The 23,293-nt window shown below is 72.4% G+C and carries 20 protein-coding genes; 4 read left to right on the top strand and 16 right to left on the bottom strand.

Features of this window, described 5'->3' with window-relative positions:
* Positions 1-28: 28 nt before the first annotated feature.
* The 4 genes from KMS84_RS01085 to nsdA all read right to left on the bottom strand — a co-directional run bounded on the left by KMS84_RS01085 (position 29) and on the right by nsdA (position 6,063).
* Complete coding sequence (locus KMS84_RS01085) at positions 29-2,530, bottom strand: [protein-PII] uridylyltransferase (RefSeq protein ID WP_256914069.1); 2,502 nt, start codon at positions 2,528-2,530, stop codon at positions 29-31.
* A gap of 26 nt (positions 2,531-2,556) precedes the next feature.
* Positions 2,557-2,895, bottom strand: a complete 339-nt coding sequence (locus tag KMS84_RS01080) for a P-II family nitrogen regulator (protein ID WP_003997576.1) — start codon at positions 2,893-2,895, stop codon at positions 2,557-2,559.
* Positions 2,892-4,238: an ammonium transporter gene (locus KMS84_RS01075; RefSeq protein ID WP_256914068.1), complete on the bottom strand. Its 1,347-nt coding sequence runs from the start codon at positions 4,236-4,238 to the stop codon at positions 2,892-2,894. Before KMS84_RS01075 ends, KMS84_RS01080 begins: the two co-directional genes overlap by 4 nt.
* Positions 4,239-4,578: 340 nt before the next feature.
* Positions 4,579-6,063 (bottom strand): transcriptional repressor NsdA, encoded by a 1,485-nt coding sequence (gene nsdA / locus KMS84_RS01070; protein WP_256914067.1) that lies wholly within the window; start codon positions 6,061-6,063, stop codon positions 4,579-4,581.
* A gap of 469 nt (positions 6,064-6,532) precedes the next feature.
* Between nsdA and KMS84_RS01065 the strand changes: the two genes are divergently transcribed.
* Positions 6,533-7,189: a bifunctional DNA primase/polymerase gene (locus KMS84_RS01065; RefSeq protein WP_256914066.1), complete on the top strand. Its 657-nt coding sequence runs from the start codon at positions 6,533-6,535 to the stop codon at positions 7,187-7,189.
* Positions 7,190-7,423: 234 nt separating this feature from the next.
* On the opposite strand, the gene ftsY is transcribed toward KMS84_RS01065, so the two are convergent.
* Positions 7,424-8,629, bottom strand: coding sequence for a signal recognition particle-docking protein FtsY (gene ftsY, locus KMS84_RS01060; RefSeq protein ID WP_256914065.1), 1,206 nt, complete (start codon positions 8,627-8,629; stop codon positions 7,424-7,426).
* Positions 8,630-8,864: 235 nt separating this feature from the next.
* A complete protein-coding gene (locus KMS84_RS01055) occupies positions 8,865-9,311 on the bottom strand; it encodes a hypothetical protein (RefSeq protein ID WP_256914064.1) in 447 nt (148 codons plus the stop codon).
* Positions 9,312-9,517: 206 nt separating this feature from the next.
* Here KMS84_RS01055 and KMS84_RS01050 point away from each other — a divergent pair, with 206 nt between their 5' ends.
* Entirely contained in the window at positions 9,518-10,489 is a 972-nt protein-coding gene (locus KMS84_RS01050) for an LLM class flavin-dependent oxidoreductase (RefSeq protein WP_256914063.1), read from the top strand.
* A 112-nt stretch (positions 10,490-10,601) separates the two neighbouring features.
* On the opposite strand, the gene KMS84_RS01045 is transcribed toward KMS84_RS01050, so the two are convergent.
* The 4 genes from KMS84_RS01045 to KMS84_RS01030 form a co-directional block, all read right to left on the bottom strand.
* Entirely contained in the window at positions 10,602-12,020 is a 1,419-nt protein-coding gene (locus tag KMS84_RS01045) for a sugar porter family MFS transporter (RefSeq protein WP_256914062.1), read from the bottom strand.
* A 216-nt stretch (positions 12,021-12,236) separates the two neighbouring features.
* The gene (gene smc, locus KMS84_RS01040) at positions 12,237-15,791 is read right to left on the bottom strand and encodes a chromosome segregation protein SMC (RefSeq protein ID WP_256914061.1); all 3,555 of its coding nucleotides are present in this window, start codon (positions 15,789-15,791) and stop codon (positions 12,237-12,239) included.
* Between the two features lie 255 nt (positions 15,792-16,046).
* Positions 16,047-16,250, bottom strand: a complete 204-nt coding sequence (locus tag KMS84_RS01035; protein ID WP_109002141.1) for a hypothetical protein — start codon at positions 16,248-16,250, stop codon at positions 16,047-16,049.
* Between the two features lie 380 nt (positions 16,251-16,630).
* Positions 16,631-16,912 (bottom strand): acylphosphatase, encoded by a 282-nt coding sequence (locus KMS84_RS01030; RefSeq protein WP_256906024.1) that lies wholly within the window; start codon positions 16,910-16,912, stop codon positions 16,631-16,633.
* 198 nt (positions 16,913-17,110) lie between these two features.
* On the opposite strand from KMS84_RS01030, the gene KMS84_RS01025 reads away from it, so the two are divergent.
* Complete coding sequence (locus KMS84_RS01025) at positions 17,111-18,256, top strand: CAP domain-containing protein (RefSeq protein ID WP_256914060.1); 1,146 nt, start codon at positions 17,111-17,113, stop codon at positions 18,254-18,256.
* A 30-nt stretch (positions 18,257-18,286) separates the two neighbouring features.
* Here the strand turns inward: KMS84_RS01025 and KMS84_RS01020 are convergent, their stop codons facing one another.
* Positions 18,287-18,922, bottom strand: a complete 636-nt coding sequence (locus tag KMS84_RS01020) for a flavodoxin family protein (RefSeq protein WP_256914059.1) — start codon at positions 18,920-18,922, stop codon at positions 18,287-18,289.
* 116 nt (positions 18,923-19,038) lie between these two features.
* Here KMS84_RS01020 and KMS84_RS01015 point away from each other — a divergent pair, with 116 nt between their 5' ends.
* Positions 19,039-19,440, top strand: coding sequence for a winged helix-turn-helix transcriptional regulator (locus KMS84_RS01015; RefSeq protein ID WP_256914058.1), 402 nt, complete (start codon positions 19,039-19,041; stop codon positions 19,438-19,440).
* On the opposite strand, the gene mutM is transcribed toward KMS84_RS01015, so the two are convergent.
* The 5 genes from mutM to KMS84_RS00990 all read right to left on the bottom strand — a co-directional run bounded on the left by mutM (position 19,413) and on the right by KMS84_RS00990 (position 23,274).
* Positions 19,413-20,273, bottom strand: a complete 861-nt coding sequence (mutM, locus tag KMS84_RS01010; protein WP_256914057.1) for a bifunctional DNA-formamidopyrimidine glycosylase/DNA-(apurinic or apyrimidinic site) lyase — start codon at positions 20,271-20,273, stop codon at positions 19,413-19,415. The two genes, KMS84_RS01015 and mutM, sit on opposite strands and share 28 nt — an antisense overlap.
* Before the next feature lie 89 nt (positions 20,274-20,362).
* Complete coding sequence (rnc, locus tag KMS84_RS01005) at positions 20,363-21,181, bottom strand: ribonuclease III (protein WP_256914056.1); 819 nt, start codon at positions 21,179-21,181, stop codon at positions 20,363-20,365.
* Positions 21,182-21,200: 19 nt separating this feature from the next.
* Positions 21,201-21,374, bottom strand: coding sequence for a 50S ribosomal protein L32 (gene rpmF / locus KMS84_RS01000; protein WP_007493396.1), 174 nt, complete (start codon positions 21,372-21,374; stop codon positions 21,201-21,203).
* Between the two features lie 2 nt (positions 21,375-21,376).
* Complete coding sequence (locus KMS84_RS00995; RefSeq protein WP_256914055.1) at positions 21,377-22,030, bottom strand: YceD family protein; 654 nt, start codon at positions 22,028-22,030, stop codon at positions 21,377-21,379.
* Positions 22,031-22,179: 149 nt separating this feature from the next.
* Complete coding sequence (locus tag KMS84_RS00990) at positions 22,180-23,274, bottom strand: F0F1 ATP synthase subunit B (RefSeq protein ID WP_256914054.1); 1,095 nt, start codon at positions 23,272-23,274, stop codon at positions 22,180-22,182.
* Between the last annotated feature and the right edge of the window lie 19 nt (positions 23,275-23,293).

Here is a 23,293-nt window from a genome sequence, read left to right as displayed (position 1 = left end):
ACGGGGACGACGCGTGCGCGGCCCGCGCTCACGCCCGCAGCGTCTCCTCCAGCTTGCGGGTGACGGAGGCGGCCTCGTCGGCGGGCAGGGGCGCGCCGTCGCCTCCGGTGACGTAGAAGGCGTCCACGGCGTTGGCGCCGAGGGTGGAGACGTGCATGCTGCGCACGTGCAGGCCCGCGTCCTCGAGGGCCTGCCCGATGCGGAACAGCAGGCCCGGCGCGTCCTGGGCGCGCACCTCGATGACGGTTGCGTGCCGGGAGGCCGCGGAGGCCACCGTGACGCGGGACGGCGGCGCCACCACGCCCCGGCGGCGGGGGTAGGCGGCGTCCCGTTCCGCGAGCCGTCCGGCGATGTCGAGCGAGCCGTCGAGGGCGCGGACGAGGTCGGCGCGCAGCCGGGCGGCCTGGGGCAGGGAGCCGTACTCGGCGGCGACCCGCCAGTTCAGCAGCAGGACCGAGCCCTCGACGCCGGTCGGCAGGTCCACGGCGCGCAGTTCGGCGGTGCGCACGGTCAGCCGGTGCACGGCGAGCACCCCGGCCACGGCGGGCAGCACGCCGGGCTGGTCGGGCACCGCGATGAGCAGCTCCACGCCGAGCGGCTCGGGGTCGCCGGCGGGGCCGTCCTCGGCGGGCGGCTCGGTCTGGGCGTGCAGGGACAGCACCGGGCTGCCGGTGGCGACGGCCTCGATGGCGAGCCGCTCCTGCTCGGCCGTGGGCGCGGCCGCGTCGGGCTCGTCCGGCTCGTCCCCGGCGAGGACCGCCGCGACCCGCTTGACCAGGTCCGCCACGAGCGAGCCTCGCCAGGAGGACCAGGCGGCGGGCCCGGTGGCGAGCGCGTCGGCCTCGGTGAGCGCGTGCAGCAGTTCCAGGGTGCTCTGCGAGCCGACGGCGTCGGCGACCGAGCGGACCGTGGCCGGGTCGTCCAGGTCGCGCCGGGTGGCGGTCTCGATCAGCAGCAGGTGGTGCCGGACGAGGGTCGACAGCACCGCCACGTCCGCGCGGTCGAAGCCGATGCGGGCGGCGACGTCCTTGGCGATGATCTCGCCCGCCACCGAGTGGTCGCCGGGCCAGCCCTTGCCGATGTCGTGCAGCAGGGCGGCGACCAGGAGGAGGTCGGGGCGGCTGACGCGGCGGGTGAACTCCGAGGCGCGCACGGCCGTCTCGATGAGGTGGCGGTCGACGGTCCAGATGTGCACGGCGTTGCGCTGCGGCCGGCAGCGCACCCGCTCCCAGTCGGGCAGCAGCCGTGTGACCAGGCCCTCGGCCTCCAGCGCCTCCCAGACCTCGACGGTGGGCCGTCCGGAGCCCAGCAGGGTGACGAGCTGCTCGCGGGCCTCGGCGGGCCAGGGCGTGGGCAGGGGCCGTACGGTGGCGGCCAGGCGGCGGACGGCGTGCAGGGAGAGCGGCAGGCCGGCCTGCGCCGCGGCGGCCGCGGCGCGCAGCGGGAGCACGGGGTCGCGTTCGGGGCGGGCGGCCCGGGCGAGCACCACCTCGCCGTCCTGTTCGACGACGCCCTCGGCCAGCGGCGACCGCTCGGGCGCGGGCTTGCCACCGCCGAGCGCCCTCCCGTCGCCCGCCACCGCCCTTCTGAGGAAGTCGCTTCGCTCCCCCACCAGTCTGCGCAGCCGGGGCCGCACGGCGCGCGAGCGCAGCACGCGCCCCACCTCGCGCCAGGTGACGTCGCTCGCGTAGGAGATGACGCGTGCCGCCTCGTAGACCTGCCGCAGCAGGGTGTCCGCGTCCAGCAGCCCCAGCTCGGCGGCGACCTGGTCCTGTTCCTGGAGGGCGAGCCGGTCCGTCGCGCGGCCCGTGGCCAGGTGCAGGGCGTCGCGGACGTCGAGGAGCCGGCGGCGGGCGTCGGCCAGGCCCTCGCGGGGCGCGTCGGCCAGCCAGGAGGCGGCGACGGCGCGCAGCGCGGTGGCGTCGCGCAGCCCGCCGCGCGCCTCCTTGAGGTCGGGTTCCAGCAGGTACTGGAGCTCGCCCTGGCGTTCGGCGCGCTCGGCGCAGAGTTCCTGGAGCTCGGGCAGCCGCCGGGGCGCCTGGTTGCGCCAGTCGGCGAGGACCGAGGTCCGCAGCCCGGCGGTCAGGCCGAGGTCGCCGGCGAGGTGGCGGGCGTCGAGGAGGCCGAGCTGGACCTTGAGGTCCTCCCCGGCGGTCCTGCGGGCCTCCGCCGGGGTGCGCACGGAGTGGTCGAGGGCGAGGCCCAGGTCCCAGACGGGGTACCAGAGGCGGTCGGCGAGGGCCGCGACCGCCTTGGCGTCGCCGCCGTCGTGCAGCAGCAGGAGGTCGAGGTCGCTGCGCGGGGACAGCTCGCCGCGGCCGTAGCCGCCGACGGCGACCAGGGACACGCCCCTGACGTCCTCGGCGCCGGCGGCGAACAGGCCCGCCAGCCACTCGTCGGTCAGTTCCGCGAGGGCCGCACGGCGCGGCGGCCCGGACCGCGCCCCCTCGGTGAGGAGGCGCAGCCGGGCCGCCGCGTAGCCGCTGGGTCCCGAGTCCTCTGCATCCATCGCCACGTCCGTACTCGTCACCCAGCGACTCCTGTTCTGTTCTGCCGTCAGAGCGCGTCCGGGCCGCGCTCGCCGGTGCGGACCCGTACGGCCGTCTCGACCGGGAGGGACCAGACCTTGCCGTCACCGATCTTGCCGGTGCGGGCCGCCTTGACGATGACGTCGATCAGCTGCTCGGCGTCGTCGTCCTCGGCCAGCACCTCGATACGGATCTTGGGGACGAGGTCGACGGTGTACTCGGCGCCACGGTAGACCTCGGTGTGTCCCCGCTGACGACCGTAACCGCTGGCCTCGGTGACCGTCAGGCCGTGCACGCCGAAGGCCTGGAGGGCTTCCTTGATCTCGTCGAGCCGGTGGGGCTTGACGACGGCCGTGATGAGCTTCATGCGTCCACCTTCTTGCTCGCGCCGGCGACCGCGGTCGGCAGGGCGGCGGTCGTGCGGGCGGCGCCACCGCCGGCCCCGCTGAAGTCGTATGCGGTCTCGGCGTGCTCCGCCTGGTCGATGCCGGCGATCTCGTCGTCCTCGGAGACCCGCATGCCGATGGTCTTGTCGAGGAGGAAGGCGAGGACCGCGGAGACCACCAGGGAGTAGGCGAGCACCGCGAAGACGCCGGCGCACTGCTTCCACAGCTGGTCGAAGGAGTGGTCGCCGTAGAAGACGCCGGTCGCGGTGGACTGGCCCTTGCCGGTGGCGAAGAAGCCGATCAGCAGGGAGCCGAGGACACCGCCGACGAGGTGGACGCCCACGACGTCGAGCGAGTCGTCGTAGCCGAAGCGGTACTTCAGGCCGACGGCCATGGCGCACAGCAGACCGGCGATGGCGCCGACGGCGATCGCGCCGAGCGGGGAGACCGCACCGCCCGAGGGGGTGATGGCGACCAGGCCGGCGACCGCGCCGGAGGCGGCGCCCAGCGTGGTGAACGCGCCGTGGCGGATCTTCTCGTAGATGAGCCAGGCGAGCATGGCGGCGGCGGTGGCGACCTGCGTGTTGACGAACATGAGCGCGCCGACGCCGTCGTCGTTGCCGAGCCACGAACCGGCGTTGAAGCCGAACCAGCCGAACCACAGCAGACCGGCGCCGAGCATGACCAGCGGCAGGCTGTGCGGGCGCATCGGGTCCTTCTTGAAGCCCACGCGCTTGCCGATGACGAGGATCACGCCGAGGGCCGCGGCGCCGGCGTTGATGTGGACCGCCGTGCCGCCCGCGAAGTCGATGACGCCCAGCTCGAAGGCCCAGCCGCCGGCGCCCCAGACCCAGTGCGCGACCGGGAAGTAGACGACGGTGGCCCACAGGGCGACGAACAGCGCCCAGGCGGAGAACTTCACGCGGTCGGCGAGCGCACCGCTTATCAGGGCGGGCGTGATGATGGCGAACATCATCTGGAAGACCATGAACACGAAGACCGGGATGGTGTAGCCGTCCCACAGCTGCGTCAGGCCGATGTTGCTGAGGCCCACCCAGTCGGAGTTCCACCCGATGAGGCTGCCGGAGTCGGTCCCGAAGGCGAGTGAGAAGCCGTACAGCACCCACAGGATGGTGACGATCCCCATGCTGATGAAACTCATCATCAGCATGTTCAGCGTGCTCTTGACGCGGACCATGCCGCCGTAGAAGAAGGCGAGGCCCGGGGTCATGATCAGCACCAGGGCGGAACAGATGAGCATGAAGCCTGTGTTCGCGGAGGACAGCTTGGGTGCCTCCGCGGCAAGCGTGATGGCTGCTGCCATCGGCGTCTCCTCGTCGTAGGTACGGCCCCGTGCGGGCGAAGCCAGAGCGGGTTCGTGAGGGGTGGGCCGGTTATGCGCCATGAGATTCGCGCAGCGCGGTTTCGGCGGAAGCCCCTCGTTGTTTCGCCGCCGTGACGAAGACGACTCCTGCGTTACGCCTCGATGAACTGCCTGATGTCCGCCGAGCGGATCGTTATCGTGGCGCAACCTGCACAGCCGGAGGACGGCCAGAAGAAGGACCGGCCGCGGTCGGCCTTCCGATGACCTGGCACGGGGGAGCCGAGTCGGGCTGTTCGGGAGGGCCGGCCGCGGCCGGGGTACCGGGGGTGCTGCGAGGCGGTCAGACCGCCTCGGCCGTCTCCGGGAGCTCGATGGTGAGACGTTCGGTGAGGTCCACGACCTCGGAGAGCTCCCCGAAATCGCGTACAGCGCTGTCGACGGTCTTGCGGATCCGGGTGTTGACCCGCTCGGAGCGCACCTTCTTCGCCTCCCTCATGGCCTGTGTGGCGAGGGTGGCGCTCTGTTCGGGCTCGCGTTGCAGCAGATGGACGGTGGCCATGCCGATCAGGTTCAGCACATAGGAGCGCTGGTGGTCGCCGTCGCCCGCGAACAGCTCGACGGCCCTGCGCATCAGGGGCTCGGCGAGCGAGGCGTAGGTGGGGCTGCGGCCGGCGACATAGGCGAGGTCGCGGAAGGAGTGGCTGTTCTCGCCGTACAGCTCGGCCTCGGAGAAGAAGCGGATCCAGTCCGGGTCCGGCTCGTCCCACTCGTCGGCCTCGGCGAAGGTGTCCTCGGCCATCCGCACCGCCCGTTTGCACCGGCCGGGCTGTCCCATGTTGGCGTAGGCGCGGGCCTCCATCGCATACAGCATGGACTGGGTGCGCGGACTGGCGCAGTCCCGGCTGCCGTACTGCGCGAGGTGGATCAGCTCCAGCGCGTCCTCGGGGCGGCCGAGGTGGATCATCTGGCGGCTCATGCTGGACAGCACGTAACTGCCGAGCGGCCGGTCGCCGGCCTCCTTGGCGGCGTGCAGGGCGAGGACGAAGTACTTCTGCGCGGTGGGTTGCAGGCCGACGTCGTACGACATCCAGCCGGCCAGCTCCGCCAGTTCGGCGGCGACCTTGAACAACTTCCTCGAGGTGGCCTCGGGCTGCGGTTCCTGGAGCAGGTCGGTCACCTCGTGCAGCTGTCCGACGACCGCCTTGCGGCGCAGCCCGCCGCCGCACTGGGCGTCCCACTGCCGGAACATCACGGTGGTGGACTCCAGCAGCTCCAGCTCGGGCCGGGAGAGCCGGCCGCGGGCCCGGCTGGTCGGCATCGCGTCCGGCTCCGCGAGCGGGGCGGGCGGCGAGGGGACCAGCCAGCGCTGCATCGGCTCGACGAGGGAGGGTCCCGCGCACAGGGCGAGCGAGGTGCCGAGGAAGCCGCGCCGGGCCAGCATCAGGTCGCTGCGCGAGAACTCGCTGAGCTGGGCCACCGTCTGCGGGGCCGTCCACGGCAGGTCGACGCCGGTCGCGGAGGGGGCCTGGCGCGCGGCGCGCAGTCCCAGGTCCTCGACCGACACGACGCAGCCGAAGCGCTCGGAGAACAGCTCGGAGAGGATCCGGGGGATGGGCTCGCGGGGGTTCTCGCCGTCCAGCCAGCGGCGCACCCGGGAGGTGTCCGTGGAGATGTGGTTGGCGCCCAACTGGCGTGCCCGGCGGTTGACTTGGCGCGCCAGTTCGCCCTTGGACCAGCCGCTGCGCACGAACCACGAAGTGAGCAGCTCGTTCGGGCGCTTGTCCGCGCCCGCAGCGTTGGTTCCGCTTGCGCCGTTGCCGCTCACTGGAACGCCCCCATTCCTGAGACCACTTGTCACCGAGTGCGCCAAGCCCTATCAGAATGCCGGTAAATACGGCCCGCCGTACGGGACTTGTCACCCTTCGAACGGAAAGGCGACTTGCCTCCGGCATACCCACAAGCGCATGTGCCTCCGTGACCCGCACACTCAACGTAGTCCTACGATCACGCTCCCAGCCATGGCGATCCCGGAATCGCCACCATTCGCCACCCCTTCGAATGAACTCTCGGTGGCCCGTCCGCGATTCACTTGACACAGGACAGCCGGGAGTGAGCGGAGCGATGCACTCAGGGGCGCGCGCGGTCGGCCACGCCACCGCGGACGCTTGAGGGCGCTGCCTGGAACACGCGGCCCGCGGGAAGCGACAACACAGAGAGTCACATCGCGGGACCGCTGCGTAACCATCACCGCGGCGGACCCGTTGGAGGGGGCAGTCGGACCCGTTGGAGGGGGCATGGGCTTCACGATCGGCGGCATTCGCGAGATCCGATCCGGGGCGCGCAGGCGGGGCCGCGCGTCCGAGTGCACCGCCGTCGCCGAGTTCACGGGACTGTGGGGCTGGGACGCGGTGCCGGGCGCGCGGGCCGCGGCGGGCGTCTGCTCGTGCGGCCGCCCCGACTGCCGCGCGCCGGGCGCGCACCCGCTGGAGTTCGCCCCCCGGGTCTGCGCCGGAGCCACCCTCGACGACGTGAGCAGGACCTGGTCCGAGTTCCCGGGCGCCGCGATCATGCTTCCCGTGGGGCGCGCGTTCGACGTGCTCGACGTCGCCGAGGCCGCCGGGCGGCGCGCCCTGGTCCGGCTGGAGCGCATGGGCCTGCCCCTCGGCCCGGTCATCGCCGCCCCGCAGGGACGCACCCAGTTCTTCGTCGCGCCGGGCGCCGCCGCCGAACTGCCCGGACTGCTCTACCGCATGGGTTGGGACGACCCCACCGCCCTCGATCTGCGCGGTCTCGGCCCCGGCACGCACATCACGGCCCCGCCCTCCGACCGCGGCGGCCTCGGCCCGGCGCGCTGGCTGCGTCCACCCGCGCTGGACTCGGCCACCCGGCCGCCGGAGGCGCGGCTGCTGCTGGGCACCCTCGCCTACCTGGCCCACCGCTCACGCGCCTGAGACGGACCCGCGGCGCGCCCGTCGGGCACACCGCGTAGGGCGTGCCCGACGGGCGCACGGCCGTGGGGCGCGTACGAGGGCGTACACAGGCGAAGCGCCCGCTCCCCACTGCACCTGGGGGCGGGCGCTTCTCGCGGTCGGGCGGCGACGGCCGGCACGGGCCCGGCCGCCTCGCACCGCGGCGCTCCTCGGATCCGGGGCGCTCGTCGGATCCGGACGGCGCCGCGTGCCGTCTCAGTCGCCGATGAGGGCGTCGACGAACGCCTCCGGCTCGAAGGGCGCCAGGTCGTCCGCGCCCTCGCCGAGACCCACCAGCTTGACCGGCACGCCCAGCTCGCGCTGGACCGCGACCACGATGCCGCCCTTGGCGGTGCCGTCCAGCTTGGTCAGCACGATGCCGGTGATGTCCACGACCTCGGCGAAGACGCGGGCCTGGACCAGCCCGTTCTGCCCGGTGGTGGCGTCGAGGACGAGCAGCACCTCGTCCAGCGGCGCGTGCTTCTCGACGACCCGCTTGACCTTGCCGAGCTCGTCCATGAGCCCGGTCTTGGTGTGCAGCCGGCCGGCGGTGTCGATGAGGACGACGTCGACCCCCATCTCCTTGCCCTCCTTCACCGCGTCGAACGCGACGGAGGCGGGATCGCCGGCCTCGGGGCCGCGCACGGTGTGGGCGCCGACGCGCTCGCCCCAGGTCTGGAGCTGGTCGGCGGCGGCGGCGCGGAAGGTGTCGGCGGCGCCCAGGACGACGGTGCGTCCGTCGGCGACGAGCACGCGCGCGAGCTTGCCGGTGGTGGTGGTCTTGCCGGTGCCGTTGACCCCGACGACCATCACGATGCCCGGCTTGCGGTCCGCGGGCTCGGTCTTCACCGTGCGGTCGACGTCCGTGCCGACCAGCGTGAGGAGTTCGTCGCGCAGCAGGGCGCGCAGTTCCTCCGGGGTGCGGGTGCCGAGCACCCGCACCCGCTCGCGCAGCCGCTCCACCAGTTCCTGGGTGGGCTGCACGCCGACGTCGGCGGTGAGCAGGGTGTCCTCGATCTCCTCCCAGGTGTCCTCGTCGAGGTGCTCGCGCGACAGCAGCGTGAGCAGCCCCTTGCCGAGGGCGTTCTGCGAGCGGGAGAGCCGGGCGCGCAGGCGGACCAGCCGGCCCTCCGTCGGCTCCGGGATCTCGAGTTCGGGGATCTCGGGAGCGGGCGGCTCCTCGACGGCGGTGCCGCTCGCGCGGCCGCCGGGGAGGTCCACCTCCTCGATCGTGCGGCGCGGTTCGTCGCGCGGCGTCTCGGCCTCGTCGCCGATGTGCGGCTCGGTCGGCGGGGCGGTGATGTCGGGCGTGGTGGGGGGCGGCGGGGGCAGCGACTTCTGCCGTCGACTGCCGACGACGAGCCCGCCGAGCACCGCGAGCACGACCACGGCGATGACTACAGCAAGGATGACGGTTTCCATAACGCACCCAGTATGCGTGACCCCTCCGCGCCCGGACGGTCGGCGACCCGGTCGCCCGTACCCGGTCGGCGCTCCCGGCCGGGCCCTGGCGGGGTCGGCGCGCGGATGCCCGGAGCGAGCGTCGCCGGCGTCGGTCCGCGTCCCCGTCCGCCCCCGGTCCACACCCCCGCACCGGCTCCGGAGCGCGCGCGCCGCCCGCCGGACCGCCCCCGTGTGATCGGCGGCGGCCCGGATCTCACGAGGGCGTGTCGGCGTGGACGAACACGTCGCCCTCGGCGAGGTCGTCGACCTCCTCGGCCGGCACGACGGAGAAGCCGGCCAGCCGCAGGATCCCGATCAGCGCCGTCTGCATGAGCACGACGACCTCGCCGTAGCGCTTCCACTCCGGCGCCGCCGGGTCCTGCCGTTCCGCCGCGGCGCGCAGACCGGCCGCGCCCAGTTCCGGGGCGCCCCACCGGACGTGGAGGCCTCCGGCGTGTTCGCCCTGGCACTCGACCTCCACCGAGGCGCCGGGCGGGCTCGGTTCCTGCGGATGCTGGACATGAGCGGGCAGGCCGGCGCGCCGGAGCTCCCGGCAGACCCGGGCCGCCAGGTCGTGACCGGCGGCGATGACCTCCTCCGGGGCGAACGGCTGACCGTACGCGGCGGCCCGGGCCCGGGTGTCGGGGTCCACGTAGGTCACGGGGTGTCTCCTCGTGTGAAGTCGTCCGGCGTGCGGGCGACGACGGCCGAATGCCGAAGGGGCGTGCGCAACGATCCTCGCGCACCCGCCGCCGTCGAGCGGTCGGGGGGCGGTCCGTGAGCGGGCGTACGGCCGGCGGGCTCCCGAGCATGGCCATCTGACGCTACGTCAGTTACCGTCCCCCCACATCGCCGAAGGGGGTCGCCATGCCCGTCACCGTCGTCCGATTCAACCTCGTCGCGCCCGGTGCGACCCCCGCAGAGCTGGGCGTGCGCTACCGGGCGGCGTTGGAGATGGCCGCGTACGCGGACGAGCACGGGGTCACGACCGTGCAGACCGAGGAGCACCACGGCGTCGAGAACAACTGGCTGCCGTCCCCGTTCACGTTCGCGGGCGCGGTGCTCGGGGCGACCCGGCGGCTGGCGGTGACCGTCTCGGCCGTCATCGGCCCGCTGCACGACCCGCTGCGGCTCGCCGAGGACATCGCGGTGCTCGACCTGCTGAGCGGGGGCCGGCTGGTCACGGTCGCCGGGATCGGCTACCGGCCCGAGGAGTACGCGCGGGCGGGCGTGGAGTGGAAGCGCCGGGGCCGGCTCCAGGACGAGTTGCTGGAGACCGTGCTGCGGGCCTGGACCGGCGAGGAGTTCGTCCACCGAGGCCGCACGGTGCGGGTCACCCCGCGCCCGGCGACCGCGCCGCACCCGCTGCTGCTGGTCGGCGGCTCCTCGCGGGCCGCCGCCCGCCGGGCCGCCCGGCTCGGTCTGCCCTTCTTCCCCAGCGCGCACCTGCCGGAGCTGGAGGCGTACTACAAGGAGCGGCTGGTGGAGTACGGCACCGAGGGCTGGACGATGATGCCCGGCGCCGAGACCCCGCTGCTGCACGTCGCCGAGGATCCGGACCGGGCCTGGGACCGGTACGGCGGGCACTTCCTGCACGAGGCCCGCACGTACGCCTCGTGGCAGTCCGGGGACATCCGCTCGGCGGTGCGGTCGGGGGCGCTCACGGTCGACGAGCTCCGGGACGAGGGCGTGTACCGGATCGTGACGCCGGACGAGTGCGTGGCGCAGGGGCTCGACAACCTCGTCCTGCACCCGCTGGCGGGCGGGATGCCGGTGGAGGAGGGCTGGCGGAGTCTGCGGCTGTTCTGCGAACGCGTGCTGCCCCGGCTCGGGGGGTGAGCCGGGGCAGCACGCGTCACGGGTGTCGAGGAGCGGGCAGCGGGGACTTGGCCCGGCTCCTCGAGTTCGGGGGGGGCGAAGGCCTCGTCGAAGCCGGCCCCGGTCCCGTGGGTCAGCCCATCTCCTCCAGCGCCTTGCCCTTCGTCTCCTTGACGAACTTCAGGACGAACGGGATGGAGAGCGCGGCGAAGACCGTGTAGATCATGTAGGTCGCGGAGAGGTTCCAGTCGGCCAGCGACGGGAAGCTCGCGGTGATGGCCCAGTTGGCGATCCACTGCGCGGAGGCGGCCACGCCGAGGGCGGCGGCGCGGATCCGGTTGGGGAACATCTCGCCGAGGAAGACCCAGACGACCACGCCCCACGACAGGGCGAAGAAGAGGACGAACACGTGGGCGGCGATCAGGGCGATCCAGCCCTGGGTGGCCGGGAGCTTGCCGTCGACGAGGTCGAAGGAGAACGCCCAGGCCTCCAGCGCGAGGCCGACGACCATGCCGACGGAGCCGATGAGGGCGAGCGGCCTGCGGCCGACGCGGTCCACGAAGATCATGGCGATCACGGTGCCGATGATGTTGATGATCGACGTCGTGAAGGAGTAGAAGAACGAGTCCGTCGGGTCGACGCCGACCGACTGCCACAGCGTCGAGGAGTAGTAGAACGCGACGTTGATGCCGACGAACTGCTGGAAGACCGACAGGCCGATGCCGATCCAGACGATCGGCTTGAAGAAGAAGGAGCCGCCGAGCAGGTCCTTGAAGGTGGACTTGTGCTCGCTCTTCATCGCGTGCTCGATCTCGGCGACGCGGGCGTCCAGGTCGATCTTGTCGCCCTCGACCTCTTCCAGGATGTCGCGGGCCCGCTCGCGCCGGCCGACGGAGATCAGGAAGCGCGGGGACTCGGGGATGGCGAAGGAGAGCAGGCCGTACAGGACGGCCGGGACGACCATCACGCCGAGCATGACCTGCCAGGCCTCCAGGCCCATGAGCTTGCCGCGCTGGTCGCCGCCGGCCGCGTTGAGCAGGCCCCAGTTGACCAGCTGCGAGATCGCGATGCCGATGACGATGGCGGCCTGCTGGAAGGAGCCGAGCCGGCCGCGGTAGGCGGGCGGGGCCACCTCGGCGATGTAGGCGGGGCCGATCACGGAGGCCATGCCGATGGCGAAGCCGCCGACGACCCGCCACAGGGCGAAGTCCCACAGGGCGAAGGGCAGGGCCGAGCCCACGGCGCTGACCGTGAACAGCACGGCGGCTATCTGCATCACCCGGATGCGGCCGATGCGGTCCGCCATGCGGCCGGCGGTCGCCGCGCCGACGGCGCAGCCGATCAGGGCGATGGCGATGACCTGGGCGAGGGCCGCGGAGCCCACGTCGTAGCGGTCCCGGATGGCCTCGACGGCGCCGTTGATCACGGAGCTGTCGTAGCCGAAGAGGAAGCCGCCCATCGCTGCCGCCGCGGCGATGAAGATGACATGCCCGAGATGATCGGGGTGAGCCGTCCCGGCTCCTGACTGGGGTGCCTGCGCTGTGCTGGTCACGTGAACTCCTCGGGCCACCGGCAACGCTGCCGGTGTGGTCAGCCCCCCAGGTAGGTGGCACCTGAAGGTAAATCCAACGTTCCTGACCTTATGCCTTCAAGTTTCAAAATCAAACGCGGGGAATTGTGAGAACTCAGACAAGATCACGTCACATGTGTTCACTTCTTGAAGGCAGCGCGAGGTGCGGCGTGCTCCCGGGGCCGGGCGGCCGGGCCGTCAGCGAAGCCGCTGACTGATCACCTTCGACACGCCGTCGCCCTGCATGGACACGCCGTAGAGCGCGTCGGCGACCTCCATCGTGCGCTTCTGGTGGGTGATGACGATCAGCTGCGAGGCCTCCTGAAGCTCCTGCATGATCCGGATCAGCCGCTGAAGGTTGGTGTCGTCGAGCGCCGCCTCGACCTCGTCCATGACGTAGAACGGGCTGGGACGGGCCTTGAAGATCGACACCAGCATCGCGACCGCGGTCAGCGAGCGCTCGCCGCCGGAGAGCAGACTCAGCCGCTTGACCTTCTTGCCGGGAGGCCGCGCCTCGACGTCGACGCCCGTGGTGAGCATGTTGTCGGGGTCGGTCAGGATCAGCCGCCCCTCCCCGCCGGGGAAGAGCCGGCCGAACACGCCCTCGAACTCGCGGGCGGTGTCCCGGAAGGCCTCGGTGAAGACCTGCTCCACCCGCTCGTCGACCTCCCTGACCACCTGGAGCAGGTCGGTGCGGGTCTTCTTGAGGTCCTCCAGCTGCTCGCTGAGGAACTGGTGGCGTTCCTCCAGCGCGGAGAACTCCTCCAGGGCCAGCGGGTTGACCTTGCCGAGCTGCTGGTAGGCGCGCTCGGCGGCCTTGAGCCGCTTCTCCTGCTCCGCCCGGACGAACGCCCTGGGCAGGTTGCGCGGGTGCTCCGGGTCCTCCGGCAGTTCCTCGCCCTCGGCGGGGGGCGAGGGCGGCACCGGCTGGTGCGGACCGTACTCCGACACGAGTCCCGCCGGTTCGACACCGAGTTCCTCCAGAGCCCTGGTCTCCAGCTGCTCGATCCGCAGCCGCTTCTCCGCTCCCAGTACCTCGCCCCGGTGAACCGAATCCGTCAACTTGTCGAGTTCCGCCTTCAGATCACGCCCCGCGGTGCGGGCGGCGGCCAGCTCCTGTTCACGGCGCGCCTTCGCGGCGTCCGCGGCGACGCGCTCCTCCTCGGCCCGGCCGAGGGACACGTCGACGTGGGCGAGCAGCTGCCGGGCGCCGTGGGCCACGGCTTCCGCGACGGCCGCCTCGTGCCGCAGCCGCGCCCTGCGCTGCTCGGCCCGCGCGCGTGCCTCGCGTTCCGTGCGCGCGGCGCGGTCCAGGGAGTCGGCCCGCCCGGCCAGCCCCCTGACCCGCTCCTCGTGGGTGCGGACCTGCAGTCGCGCCTCCATCTCGGTCTGCCGGGCGTTCGCCCCGTCCGCGGCGAGCCGGTCGCGCACCGAGGTGTCGGGTTCCTCCTCGACCGGCATCTCCTCGGCGACGGCCAGCCGTTCGGCCAGCTCCTGCGCCTCCTCGACGGCGCGGTCCAGGGCGTCCTGCGCCCGCGCCGCGGCCGCCGTGGACCGCTCCGCCTCGCCCGCGGCGCCCCGCGCCTGTCCCGCCAGCCGTCCGAGCTGCTGGGCCACGGCCGACTTCTCCCGGTCGGCGGCCCGCCGCCGCTCCCCCAGCTCCTCGACGAGCGCGGCGCACTCCTTGCGCCGCTCCCCCGCCACGCTCTGCGCCCGGGCGAGGTGCTCGCAGCGCACCGCCAGCTCCTCCAGCTCGGCGGCGGCCTCGTCGACGGACGCCTGCACCTCCAGCAGACTGGGCGCCCCGGCCGACCCGCCGGACGCGAAGTGCGCCCCCAGCAGATCGCCCTCCGCCGTGACGGCGACGAGATCGGGGTGGCCGTAGACGAGTTCCTCGGCGTCCTCCAGAGTGCCGACGACGACGATCCCGCGCAGCAGCCGGCGCACGGCGGGCATCAGCTCGGCGGGGCCCCGGACGAGGTCGGCGGCCCAGGGCGGGCCGTCGCCGCGCCGCTGCGCGGGCGGCTCGTCCGCGGCGCCGCTCAGCAGCAGCGCGGCCCGGCCCGCGTCCTGCTTGCGCAGCAGACGGATCGCGTCGGCCGCCGACGCGGGCGTCGTCACGGCGACCGCGTCGGCGGCCGCCCCGAAGGCCGCCGCGAGGGCGACCTCGTGTCCCGGGGTCACCGTGAGCAGTTCGGCGGCGGGACCGAGCAGACCGCTCAGGCGGTCCCGCGCGCCCAGCAGCACGCCGGTGCCGTCCTTGCGCCGCAGCCCGAGCGCGAGGGCGTCGCGGCGGGCCTGCGTCGCGGCGCGGCTGCGCTCGGCCGCCGTGGTGGCCTCGCGGGCCGCGGCGAGGGCGGCCTCCGCCTCGGCGAGCCGCAGCCTGGCGGTCTCGTGCCGCTCGCCGAGCTCGTGATCGTCGGCGTCGAGGCCGTCGACCTCGGCCTTCAGCGTCTCGTACTCCTCCTGTGCGGCGACGGCGCGTTCCTGTGCCTCGTCGCGGGCGGCGGCCAGCCGGTCGATCTCGGCCTGGGCGGACGCGGCGCGCGAGCGCGCGGCGTTGACCTGCCCGTTCAGCCGGGCCAGTCCCTCCCGGCGGTCGGCGATGGCGCGGGCCACGTCCTTCAGCCGCCGTTCCTCCCCGGCGAGTTCCCGTTCGAGGTCGGCGCGGTGGCCGACGGTGTCGTCCAGGGCGTGCCGGGCCGCTTCGAGGGCGGCCTCCAGCTCGGCCTCCTGCTCACGGACGCGGGCGGCCTCGCGCTCCAGGTCCTCGGGGTCGCGGCCGCGCCGCTCCTCGGGGGGCGCCGAGGTGGCGCTCTTCACCCGCGCTTCGGCGAGCGAGATCGTGCCGCGGACGCGTTCGGCGAGCTGGGACAGCTCGTACCAGGTCTGCTGGGCGCGCTGCAACCGCGGCGTGAGCCGGCGGACCTCGTCCTCCAGGAGGGCCTCGCGTTGCAGCGCCTTGCGCAGCTCCTGCTCGGCGGCCTCCTTGCGCTGCTTGAGGGCGGCCTCGTCGGCGATCTCGCCGGCCAGGGCCTCCCGCAGCCGTACGAGGTCGTCGGCGAGCAGGCGCAGCCGGGCGTCGCGCAGGTCGGCCTGGATGACGGCGGCCCGGCGGGCGACGGCCGCCTGCCGGCCGAGGGGCTTGAGCTGGCGCCGCAGTTCGTCGGTGAGGTCCTGCACGCGCGCGAGGTTGGCCTGCATCGCGTCCAGCTTGCGCAGCGCCTTCTCCTTGCGCTTGCGGTGCTTGAGGACGCCGGCGGCCTCCTCGATGAAGGCGCGGCGGCCCATCGGATCGGCGTGCAGGACGGAGTCGAGCTGGCCCTGGCCGACGATGACGTGCATCTCGCGGCCGATGCCGGAGTCGGACAGCAGGTCCTGGATGTCGAGCAGGCGGCAGGTGTCGCCGTTGATCTGGTACTCGCTGCCGCCGTTGCGGAACATGATCCGCGTGATGGTGACCTCGGCGTACTCGATGGGCAGCGCCCCGTCGGAGTTGTCGATGGTCAGCGACACCTCTGCGCGGCCCAGCGGGGGGCGCCCGGTGGTGCCGGCGAAGATGACGTCCTCCATCTTGCCGCCGCGCAGCGACTTGGCGCCCTGCTCCCCCATGACCCAGCTGAGCGCGTCGACCACGTTGGACTTGCCCGAGCCGTTCGGGCCGACGACGCAGGTGATGCCCGGTTCGAACCGGAGCGTGGTCGCCGAGGCGAACGACTTGAACCCCCGGAGGGTCAGGGCCTTGAGGTGCACGGCGCTGGACTCTACCTTCCGGGGGTGTCTCACTCCATGAACCCGCGGTTTCACCGCTGAACGCGCAGGGCACACCAAACGTTAAGAGACTGAAAGGGTGCGTGGGGGAAGCATCGGCGGGGGCCACGGGAGCGACGGGAAAGAAAGAAGGGACGCCGAAGCGGCGTCCCTTGCAAACTCTGACAACTTAGCGGTCCGACGCGGTTGATGTGTGCCGCCCGACCTCTGCGATGCCGTTGTGCAGCGGTGCAGCGATCAGGTGAGCGCAGGCTCCGCCTGGCGTGCGTCGATGCTCTCCATAAGCGATTCGTGAGAAGCGGCAGCCGTCAGCGCGTCGTTCTCGGCCTGGATCCGTCCGAGCTCGGATTCCAGATCCTGTACACGCTGCTGCAGCCGTCGCATCTCGGCGAGGAGTCGCGGGTCGGAGCCGCCGACGTAACCGAGAAGCGCCTTTGCCATGATGGATGGTCCTCCACAATGAGTGACCGACCGAAGCGGTGTGGGTCGTGAGGGATTCGCACCCGCGATGCCTGGCGGGATCTTGTTCGTGCTGGCGTTCATCCATGCCAGACAGCGGAGGTGCGCGGGGTGCTTTCAGCGTCTCACCAAAAAGTTTGACGGTCAACACGATCACGCCCCGTATTGGCGGGCAACCCTGTGGCGCGCGGCCGTCACGGCGGCGCTGCGGCTCCTGCGGGGCCCTGGAGGCGTGGCGATCATCCTTGCGTGCGGAGCCTGCCACCGCAATCGATTCTTGGCAACCACCTGGCGCTTTCCTCTTCCGGCAGCTGCCGGTGGCACATCCCCCCGCTCCCGGGGCACGTCCTCACGCGACTCCCTCAGCGGATCGCGAAGCCGTCGTAGCCGCCGCGCGGTGTGTCCCATATCTCGGTGACGCCGTCGACGCGGCCGGGCGTGTCGTCACCGAGGAGCCAGCCGAGCAGTCCCTCGCAGCCCTCCCGGCCGCCCTCGGCGACCACCTGGACCCGTCCGTCGGCCAAATTGAGAGCAAAACCACTCAGGCCGCCGATCTCCAGTGCCTTGGCCCGCGTGAACCAGCGGAATCCCACGCCCTGGACGTGTCCGCGCACCCAGGCGACCAGCCGTACATCCTCGCTCATGCGTGCAACCTAACCGGGCAATGTCTCTCGCGGCACATCCTCCCCGAGCGCCATGGGGTACCGTCCCCACCCAATGATTCTCATATGAAACTCACTCGATCGGGTGAGTCCGGTCGACCGGGGGGAGCAGGAGGCGCGCGACGCCCCGAGCTCCCGGCCGACCCTGGGGAACACCGCTTGGACGAGGAAGGCAAGGACATGGGACGCCACCGACGCTCCGCCGCCGGCCGCGCCGCCACGAGCCGCGCCACGGGGGTCACACAGACGCACGGCTCGCTCGCGGAGGGTCGCACCCCGCAGGACCGGTACGGCTCCGACCGTCCGACGATGGGCATCGCGCCGTATCTGAACCCCGAGGCGTACGCCGACTCCGTGGCCCGCAGCCAGGAGTACCTGTTCGCCACCGATGACGAGCACCGGCGCGCCGACACCGCCGCGTTCGGGTCCGGCGGTTTCGCTCCCGGCGGCAGGGCCCCGGGCCGCGACGGCTCGGGCCGCCGCCGCAAGAAGCGCGTCGTGACGCCGGTGAAGACGGGCCTGCTCGGCGTGTCCGCGGCGGTCGCCCTGGGCACCGTCGCGGTGGCCACCGGCGTGGTGCCGGGCGTGGACGGCTACCGGATCGGCGGCGGCAACGGCCCCGCCGACAAGGTGCAGGCCGCCGGCTCGCCGACCAACTCGGCCGCCGAACAGGGCGGCACCTCCGGCGCGGCCGAGTCCGGCCGCGGCGCCGAGTCGACCAGTCGTGACGCCGGCCGCGCCGCGTCGCCGTCCACGTCCTCGGCCGCGCCCTCCCCCTCGTCCTCCGCACCCTCGGCCTCGGCCTCGGCCTCGCCGAGCAAGACGGCTGCCGAGAAGCCGCAGGCCACGCCCTCGAAGCAGACGCGCAAGCCGCAGAGCACGCCGTCCAGGTCGAAGACGGCCACCAAGGGACCGCAGCGGGCCGACGCGCCGATCACGGTCTCCGCCGAGGCCCAGGCCGCGGCCGAGGTGCTGAGCCTCGTCAACGAGGAGCGGGCCAAGGTCGGTTGCAGCGCCGTCTCGGCGAACAGCGCCCTGTCGGACCTCGCCGAGAAGTTCAGCGACGACATGGCCGCGCGCGGCTTCTTCGACCACACCGACCCGGACGGGGCGAGCCCCTGGGACCGGGCGGCCAAGGCCGGCATATCCGGCCTCGGCGGCGAGAACATAGCCCGCGGGCAGTCCGACGCGGCCGCCGTCATGGCGGCCTGGATGAACAGCCCCGGTCACAAGGCGAACATCCTGAACTGCGACTTCAAGACCCTCGGCGTCGGCGTCCACTTCGGCCCCGGCGGCCCCTGGTGGACGCAGGACTTCGGGTACTGAGGCCCCTCCGCCGTCCGGGCGCAGAAACGATCAAGCAGACGGGGCGCGGCCGGCCAGGAAGACGGCGGCCGTCGAGGCGACCCGGTGGCCGAGGTGCTCCGCCGTCGCGACGTCGGCCTTGTGCACGGCGTCCGGGCCCTCGTCGACGTTGGTCTGCGCGGCGGCTCCGAGGAACACGCCGAGGCGGTTGAGGTCGTTCTCGGATCCGGTGGAGCTGTTCCAGCCGGGCAGCAGACCGAGGTTGACCCAGTGCATGCCGAGCTGCGCGGCCAGGATCTGGAAGAACTGGAGCGTGTGCAGCTTGTCGCCGCTCTTGGATCCCGAGTTGGTGAACCCGGCGGCCAGCTTGTCCTTCCAGGCCTGGGTGGCCCAGCGGGCCGAGGTCGCCTCGGCGAAGGCGTGGAACGCGCCGGACGCGGTGCCCATGTAGGTGGGCGAGCCGAAGACGATCGCGTCCGCGCCGTCGAGCAGCGTCCACTGCTCCTCGGTGATCTCGTCGACCTTGACCAGGTGCACCTCCGCGCCGGCGTCGGAGGCTCCCGCGCGCACGGCCTCGGCGAGAACCGCGGTGTGGCCGTAGCCGGAGTGGTAGGCGACGGCGACGACAGGGGCGACAGCGGCGACCGGGCCGGCGGCGGCAGCGGCGGGGGCAACGGGGGCGGACATACGCACTCCTCGTGAACAGAGCTGTGGAGCAGCTCAGGGGCAGTGACTGAAGGAAAGCACTAACTTTTCGTTAGTGCAACCTGTCGGCTAGCGCTGCCTTGGAGTACGCTCCCGGTATGACCATCACCCAGGTGGACGCGGAGGATCACGCGCTGCCGTTCAACGTGTTCGCCAAGGCCTGCCCCTCGCGCGGCACGCTGGAGCACATCACCGGCCGCTGGGGCGGGCTCACGCTCGGCGCGCTGTACGAGGGCTCACTGCGGTTCAACGAACTGCGTCGCCGCGTCGACGGCGTGAGCGAGAAGATGCTGTCCCAGACGCTGCACGCCCTGGAGCGCGACGGACTGGTGCATCGCGAGGCCCAGCCCACCAACCCGCCCCGCGTGGACTACGAACTGACCCCGCTCGGGCGCGAGGTGGCCGAACGCCTGCTCGGCCTGATCCACCACCTCGAGAGCCGGATGGACGACGTCCTCGCGGCCCGCGAGGCCTACGACGGTATGCGCGGCGGCGTCTGACACTTCGGGCAGAAGTAGCTGGACCGGTTCATCCACGGGCGCCGGCGCATGGGGGTGCCGCAGCGCTTGCAGGGCAGGCCCTCGCGTCCGTAGGCGTCCAGCGACCGGTCGAAGTAGCCGGATTCGCCGTTGACGTTGACGTAGAGGCTGTCGAAGCTGGTGCCGCCGACGGCGAGCGCCGCGTTCATCACGTCGCGCACGTGGCCCAGGAGCTCGCGCGTGCGCGGACGGGTGAGGTTCCCGGTCGGGCGGTCGTAGTGCAGCCGGGCCCGCCACAGCGCCTCGTCCGCGTAGATGTTGCCGACTCCGCTGATCAGCGACTGGTCGAGCAGGGCCCGCTTGATCGTGGTGCGCCGGCGCCGCAGGGCCTGGTGGAAGGCCTCGTCGTCGAACAGCGGGTCGAGGGGGTCGCGGGCGATGTGCGCGATGACGTCCGGCAGGCCGTCGGGGGTGACGTCGTGCAGGGACAGGCCGCCGAAGGTGCGCTGGTCCACGAAGCGCAGTTCGGTGTCCACCTCGTCGGCGAACCGCACCCGGACGCGCAGGTGCTTCTCGTCGGGCGCCCCGTGCGGCTGGACCAGGAGCTGGCCGCTCATGCCGAGATGGGCCAGGACCGCGAGGCGGGTGTCCTCCAGCGGCAGCCACAGGTACTTGCCGCGGCGGCTCGGCGTGCCGACGCGATGGCCCGTGAGGCGGTGCGCGAAGTCGTCGGCGCCGGCGAGGTGACGGCGCACCGCGCGCGGATGCAGCACCTCGGCGGCGGCGACCGTGCGATGGGCGACCCACCGCTCCAGACCGCGCCGGACGACCTCGACCTCGGGCAACTCGGGCATGGGATCCCCCGTACGGAACGCCCGCCTCCCTGCGGGGGCGGGCGTTCGTCTCGTACTGCTGTCTCGCTGTGTCGCTGCTGTGGTGCTCGTCAGGCGGAGGCGGACTCGGGGTCCGGCGTGCTGCCGTCGGCGACCGGGACGGCCTCGGCCGTCCGCTCCGCCTTGGCGCGCTCGTCCGCGGCGGCCCGGATGGACCGCCAGGCGGACTCGGCGGCCTGCTGCTCCGCCTCCTTCTTGCTGCGGCCGGTGCCGGTGCCGTACGAGACGCCTCCGACGCGGGCGGCAGCAGTGAAGGTCTTCTCGTGATCGGGGCCGGTCTCCGTGACCAGGTACTCGGGCACGCCGAGCCCTTCGGTCGCGGTGAGCTCCTGGAGACTGGTCTTCCAGTCCAGGCCGGCTCCGAGGTTCGAGGACTTCTCGATCAGCGGGTCGAACAGGCGGTGCACCAGTTCGGAGGCCGCTTCGAGGCCCTGGTCGAGATAGACCGCGCCGATCACCGCTTCCAGGGTGTCGGCGAGGATGGACGCCTTGTCCCGGCCGCCCGTGCCCTCTTCGCCCCGGCCCAGCCGGATGAAGGAGCCCAGGTCGAGGCCACGGCCGACCTCCGCCAGCGCACGCGAGTTGACCACCGCGGCCCGAAGCTTGGCCAGTTGGCCCTCGGGCAGATCGGGGTGGGTGCGGTACAGCGTGTCCGTGACGACGAGGCCGAGCACGGAGTCCCCGAGGAACTCCAGCCGCTCGTTCGTCGGCAGACCGCCGTTCTCGTACGCGTAGGAACGGTGGGTCAGCGCACGCACCAGAAGGGCGGACTCGAGCTGATAGCCGAGCCGCCCTTCCAGAAGCGTGTGGGACGAGGCTGTGGTGTCCGCCTTTTTCTTGGCGGTCGTGTCCGCCTTGGCGTCAGACATGAAGCCTCTCACCAGCCGCTCAGACCTCGAGGACCTGGCGCTTGTTGTAGGTGCCGCAAGACGGGCACGCGATGTGCTGCAGCTTGGGCTCGTGGCAGCGCTCGCACGCAACCAGGGTGGGGACCGCAGCCTTCCACTGCGACCGGCGGTGGCGCGTGTTGCTGCGCGACATCTTCCGCTTCGGAACAGCCACGGCTACTTCTCCTGCTTCTCGTCGGCGGGCGCTGATCGAGGCACGCCGCCGCTCATCTCGTCCTTCTCGCCGTCTCCGAGTGAACCGGCGAGTCCCTGCAGTGCCGCCCAACGAATGTCGGTGGCGTCATGGTGGTGTCCCGGGTCGTCCGCCAGCCGGGCTCCGCACTCGGAGCACAGGCCGGGGCAGTCGTCCTGGCACACCGGCTGCATCGGCAGTGCGAGCACCACCGCATCACGCAGCACGGGTTCGAGGTCGAACAGACCGTCCTCGAGAAAGAGCCTGTCCTCGTCTTCCTCGGCGTCGTCGGCCGGCTCCGCTTTCACACGGCCCCGGTCGTCGGCGTCAGGGTACGAGAACATCTCCTGGAACTCCGCTTCGAGATCGAGCTCGAGCGGCTCCAGACACCTTACGCACTCCCCCTCGGCCTGTGCACGGGCGGTGCCTGTGACGAGCACCCCTTCCATGACCGACTCGAGTCGGAGCGAGAGCTCCACCGGGGCGCCTTCCGGCACACCGATGACTCCCTGGATCCCGAGATCCCGGGGAGCGTCGATCTCGCGGGTCAGGCGCTGCAGCGCGCCAGGACGCCGCCCCAGCTCGTGTGTGTCGAACACAAGAGGGTTGCGGTGGTCGAGGCGGGCGTTCAGGGCCATTCCTGCTTTCGATCTTCGAGCTCGGAGCCGCCCCCGGTGTTACGGGCGGCACGATCGCGGGCGCATGCGAAATCGGCCAGGCGCACACGCGACCGAAGAGCCAGGATACTGGAGCTTTCGCCCACAGCCCAATCGGGTGGCGCGGGGCCCTACAGGCCGCGTTCCTGCTCGTACGCGCGCAGCTGCTCGGCGCTGATCATGCTGGTGTCGAAGAGGCTGGTCTCGTCCAGGGCGTACCCGGGCCGGCCCTGTTGCTGCGGTTGCCCGTCCTGCTGCGCCTGCTGGGCGGGCTGGTGCGGGTCGTAGGCGGGCTGCTGGGTGTCGTAGCCGTACGCGTACGGGTCCGCCTGCTGGTAGCCGTAGGCGTCCTGCTGACCGTAGGTCTGCTGCTGCCCCTGCTGCTGGTAGCCGTACGGGTCCGCCTGCTGGGGGTAGCCGTCCCCCTGCTGCTGGTACCCGTACGCCGGCTGCGGTTCCTGCTGCGCGTACGGCTGCTGGGCGGGCTGTGCGGCGCTCGCGTCCTGCTCCGCGAGGGCGGCCAGGTCGGCGAGGTAGTCGGCGTCCGAGGAGTGCTGGAACGTCGTCGGGTCGCCGGCGAGGGCGCCGAGGTCGTCCGTGGCGATGCGGCCGTGCAGCTTCTGGCGGCCGCGGCCGACCGCCTCCAGGGTCTTGGCGAGGACCGCCTCGAAGGCGCCCAGCTTGGTGTCGACGTAGGCGTCGGCGTCGCGGCGCAGGGTCTCGGGGTCGTGGCTGCGCTCGGGGGCGTCCTCGTCCTCGTAGCCGTTCTCGTCGACGCCCGGGCCGGTGCCGAGGAGCTTCTCGCGGCCCCGGCCGACGGAACCGAGCGTCTTGGTGAGGACGACCTCGAAGTTGGCGAGCTTGGAGTCGACGTAGTCGTCGGCCTCGGCGCGGACCTCCTCGGCCTCCTTGCGGGCCTCGGCGAGGATCCGGTCGGCCTCGGACTGCGAGCGGCGGGCGATCTCGGTGTCGGAGAGCAGGGAGCCGCGTTCGGCGTGCGCGGAGGAGATGATCCGCTCGGCCTCGGCGCGGGCCTGCTCGACCATCTGCTCGCGGCCGCCGATCAGCTCCTCGGCCTGGGCCAGGGAGTCGGGCAGGGCCGCGCGCACCTCTTCGAGCAGGGCGAGCAGGTCCGCGCGGTTGACCACGCACGAGGCCGACATCGGCATCGACCGGGCACTGGAGACCGCCGTGACGATCTCGTCGAGCTTCTTCTGCACGTCCACCGGTTGCTCGCCACTTCCT

It is taken from the genome of Streptomyces hilarionis (genome assembly GCF_024539675.1).
In the GTDB taxonomy this organism is placed as follows: domain Bacteria; phylum Actinomycetota; class Actinomycetes; order Streptomycetales; family Streptomycetaceae; genus Streptomyces; species Streptomyces hilarionis.
Note: the sequence above shows the minus strand (reverse complement) of the source record. Positions and strands in the feature narration are given on the sequence as shown.

Bases quoted from the DNA above. Each gene is read 5' to 3' on its own strand.
- KMS84_RS01080 (WP_003997576.1), bottom strand. From the start codon at position 2,895: ATGAAGCTCATCACGGCCGTCGTCAAGCCCCACCGGCTCGACGAGATC.
- KMS84_RS01075 (WP_256914068.1), bottom strand. From the start codon at position 4,238: ATGGCAGCAGCCATCACGCTTGCCGCGGAGGCACCCAAGCTGTCCTCC.
- KMS84_RS01065 (WP_256914066.1), top strand. From the start codon at position 6,533: ATGGGCTTCACGATCGGCGGCATTCGCGAGATCCGATCCGGGGCGCGC.
- ftsY (WP_256914065.1), bottom strand. From the start codon at position 8,629: ATGGAAACCGTCATCCTTGCTGTAGTCATCGCCGTGGTCGTGCTCGCG.
- KMS84_RS01050 (WP_256914063.1), top strand. From the start codon at position 9,518: ATGCCCGTCACCGTCGTCCGATTCAACCTCGTCGCGCCCGGTGCGACC.
- KMS84_RS01035 (WP_109002141.1), bottom strand. From the start codon at position 16,250: ATGGCAAAGGCGCTTCTCGGTTACGTCGGCGGCTCCGACCCGCGACTC.
- KMS84_RS01030 (WP_256906024.1), bottom strand. From the start codon at position 16,912: ATGAGCGAGGATGTACGGCTGGTCGCCTGGGTGCGCGGACACGTCCAG.
- KMS84_RS01025 (WP_256914060.1), top strand. From the start codon at position 17,111: ATGGGACGCCACCGACGCTCCGCCGCCGGCCGCGCCGCCACGAGCCGC.
- KMS84_RS01020 (WP_256914059.1), bottom strand. From the start codon at position 18,922: ATGTCCGCCCCCGTTGCCCCCGCCGCTGCCGCCGCCGGCCCGGTCGCC.
- KMS84_RS01015 (WP_256914058.1), top strand. From the start codon at position 19,039: ATGACCATCACCCAGGTGGACGCGGAGGATCACGCGCTGCCGTTCAAC.
- mutM (WP_256914057.1), bottom strand. From the start codon at position 20,273: ATGCCCGAGTTGCCCGAGGTCGAGGTCGTCCGGCGCGGTCTGGAGCGG.
- rnc (WP_256914056.1), bottom strand. From the start codon at position 21,181: ATGTCTGACGCCAAGGCGGACACGACCGCCAAGAAAAAGGCGGACACC.
- KMS84_RS00995 (WP_256914055.1), bottom strand. From the start codon at position 22,030: ATGGCCCTGAACGCCCGCCTCGACCACCGCAACCCTCTTGTGTTCGAC.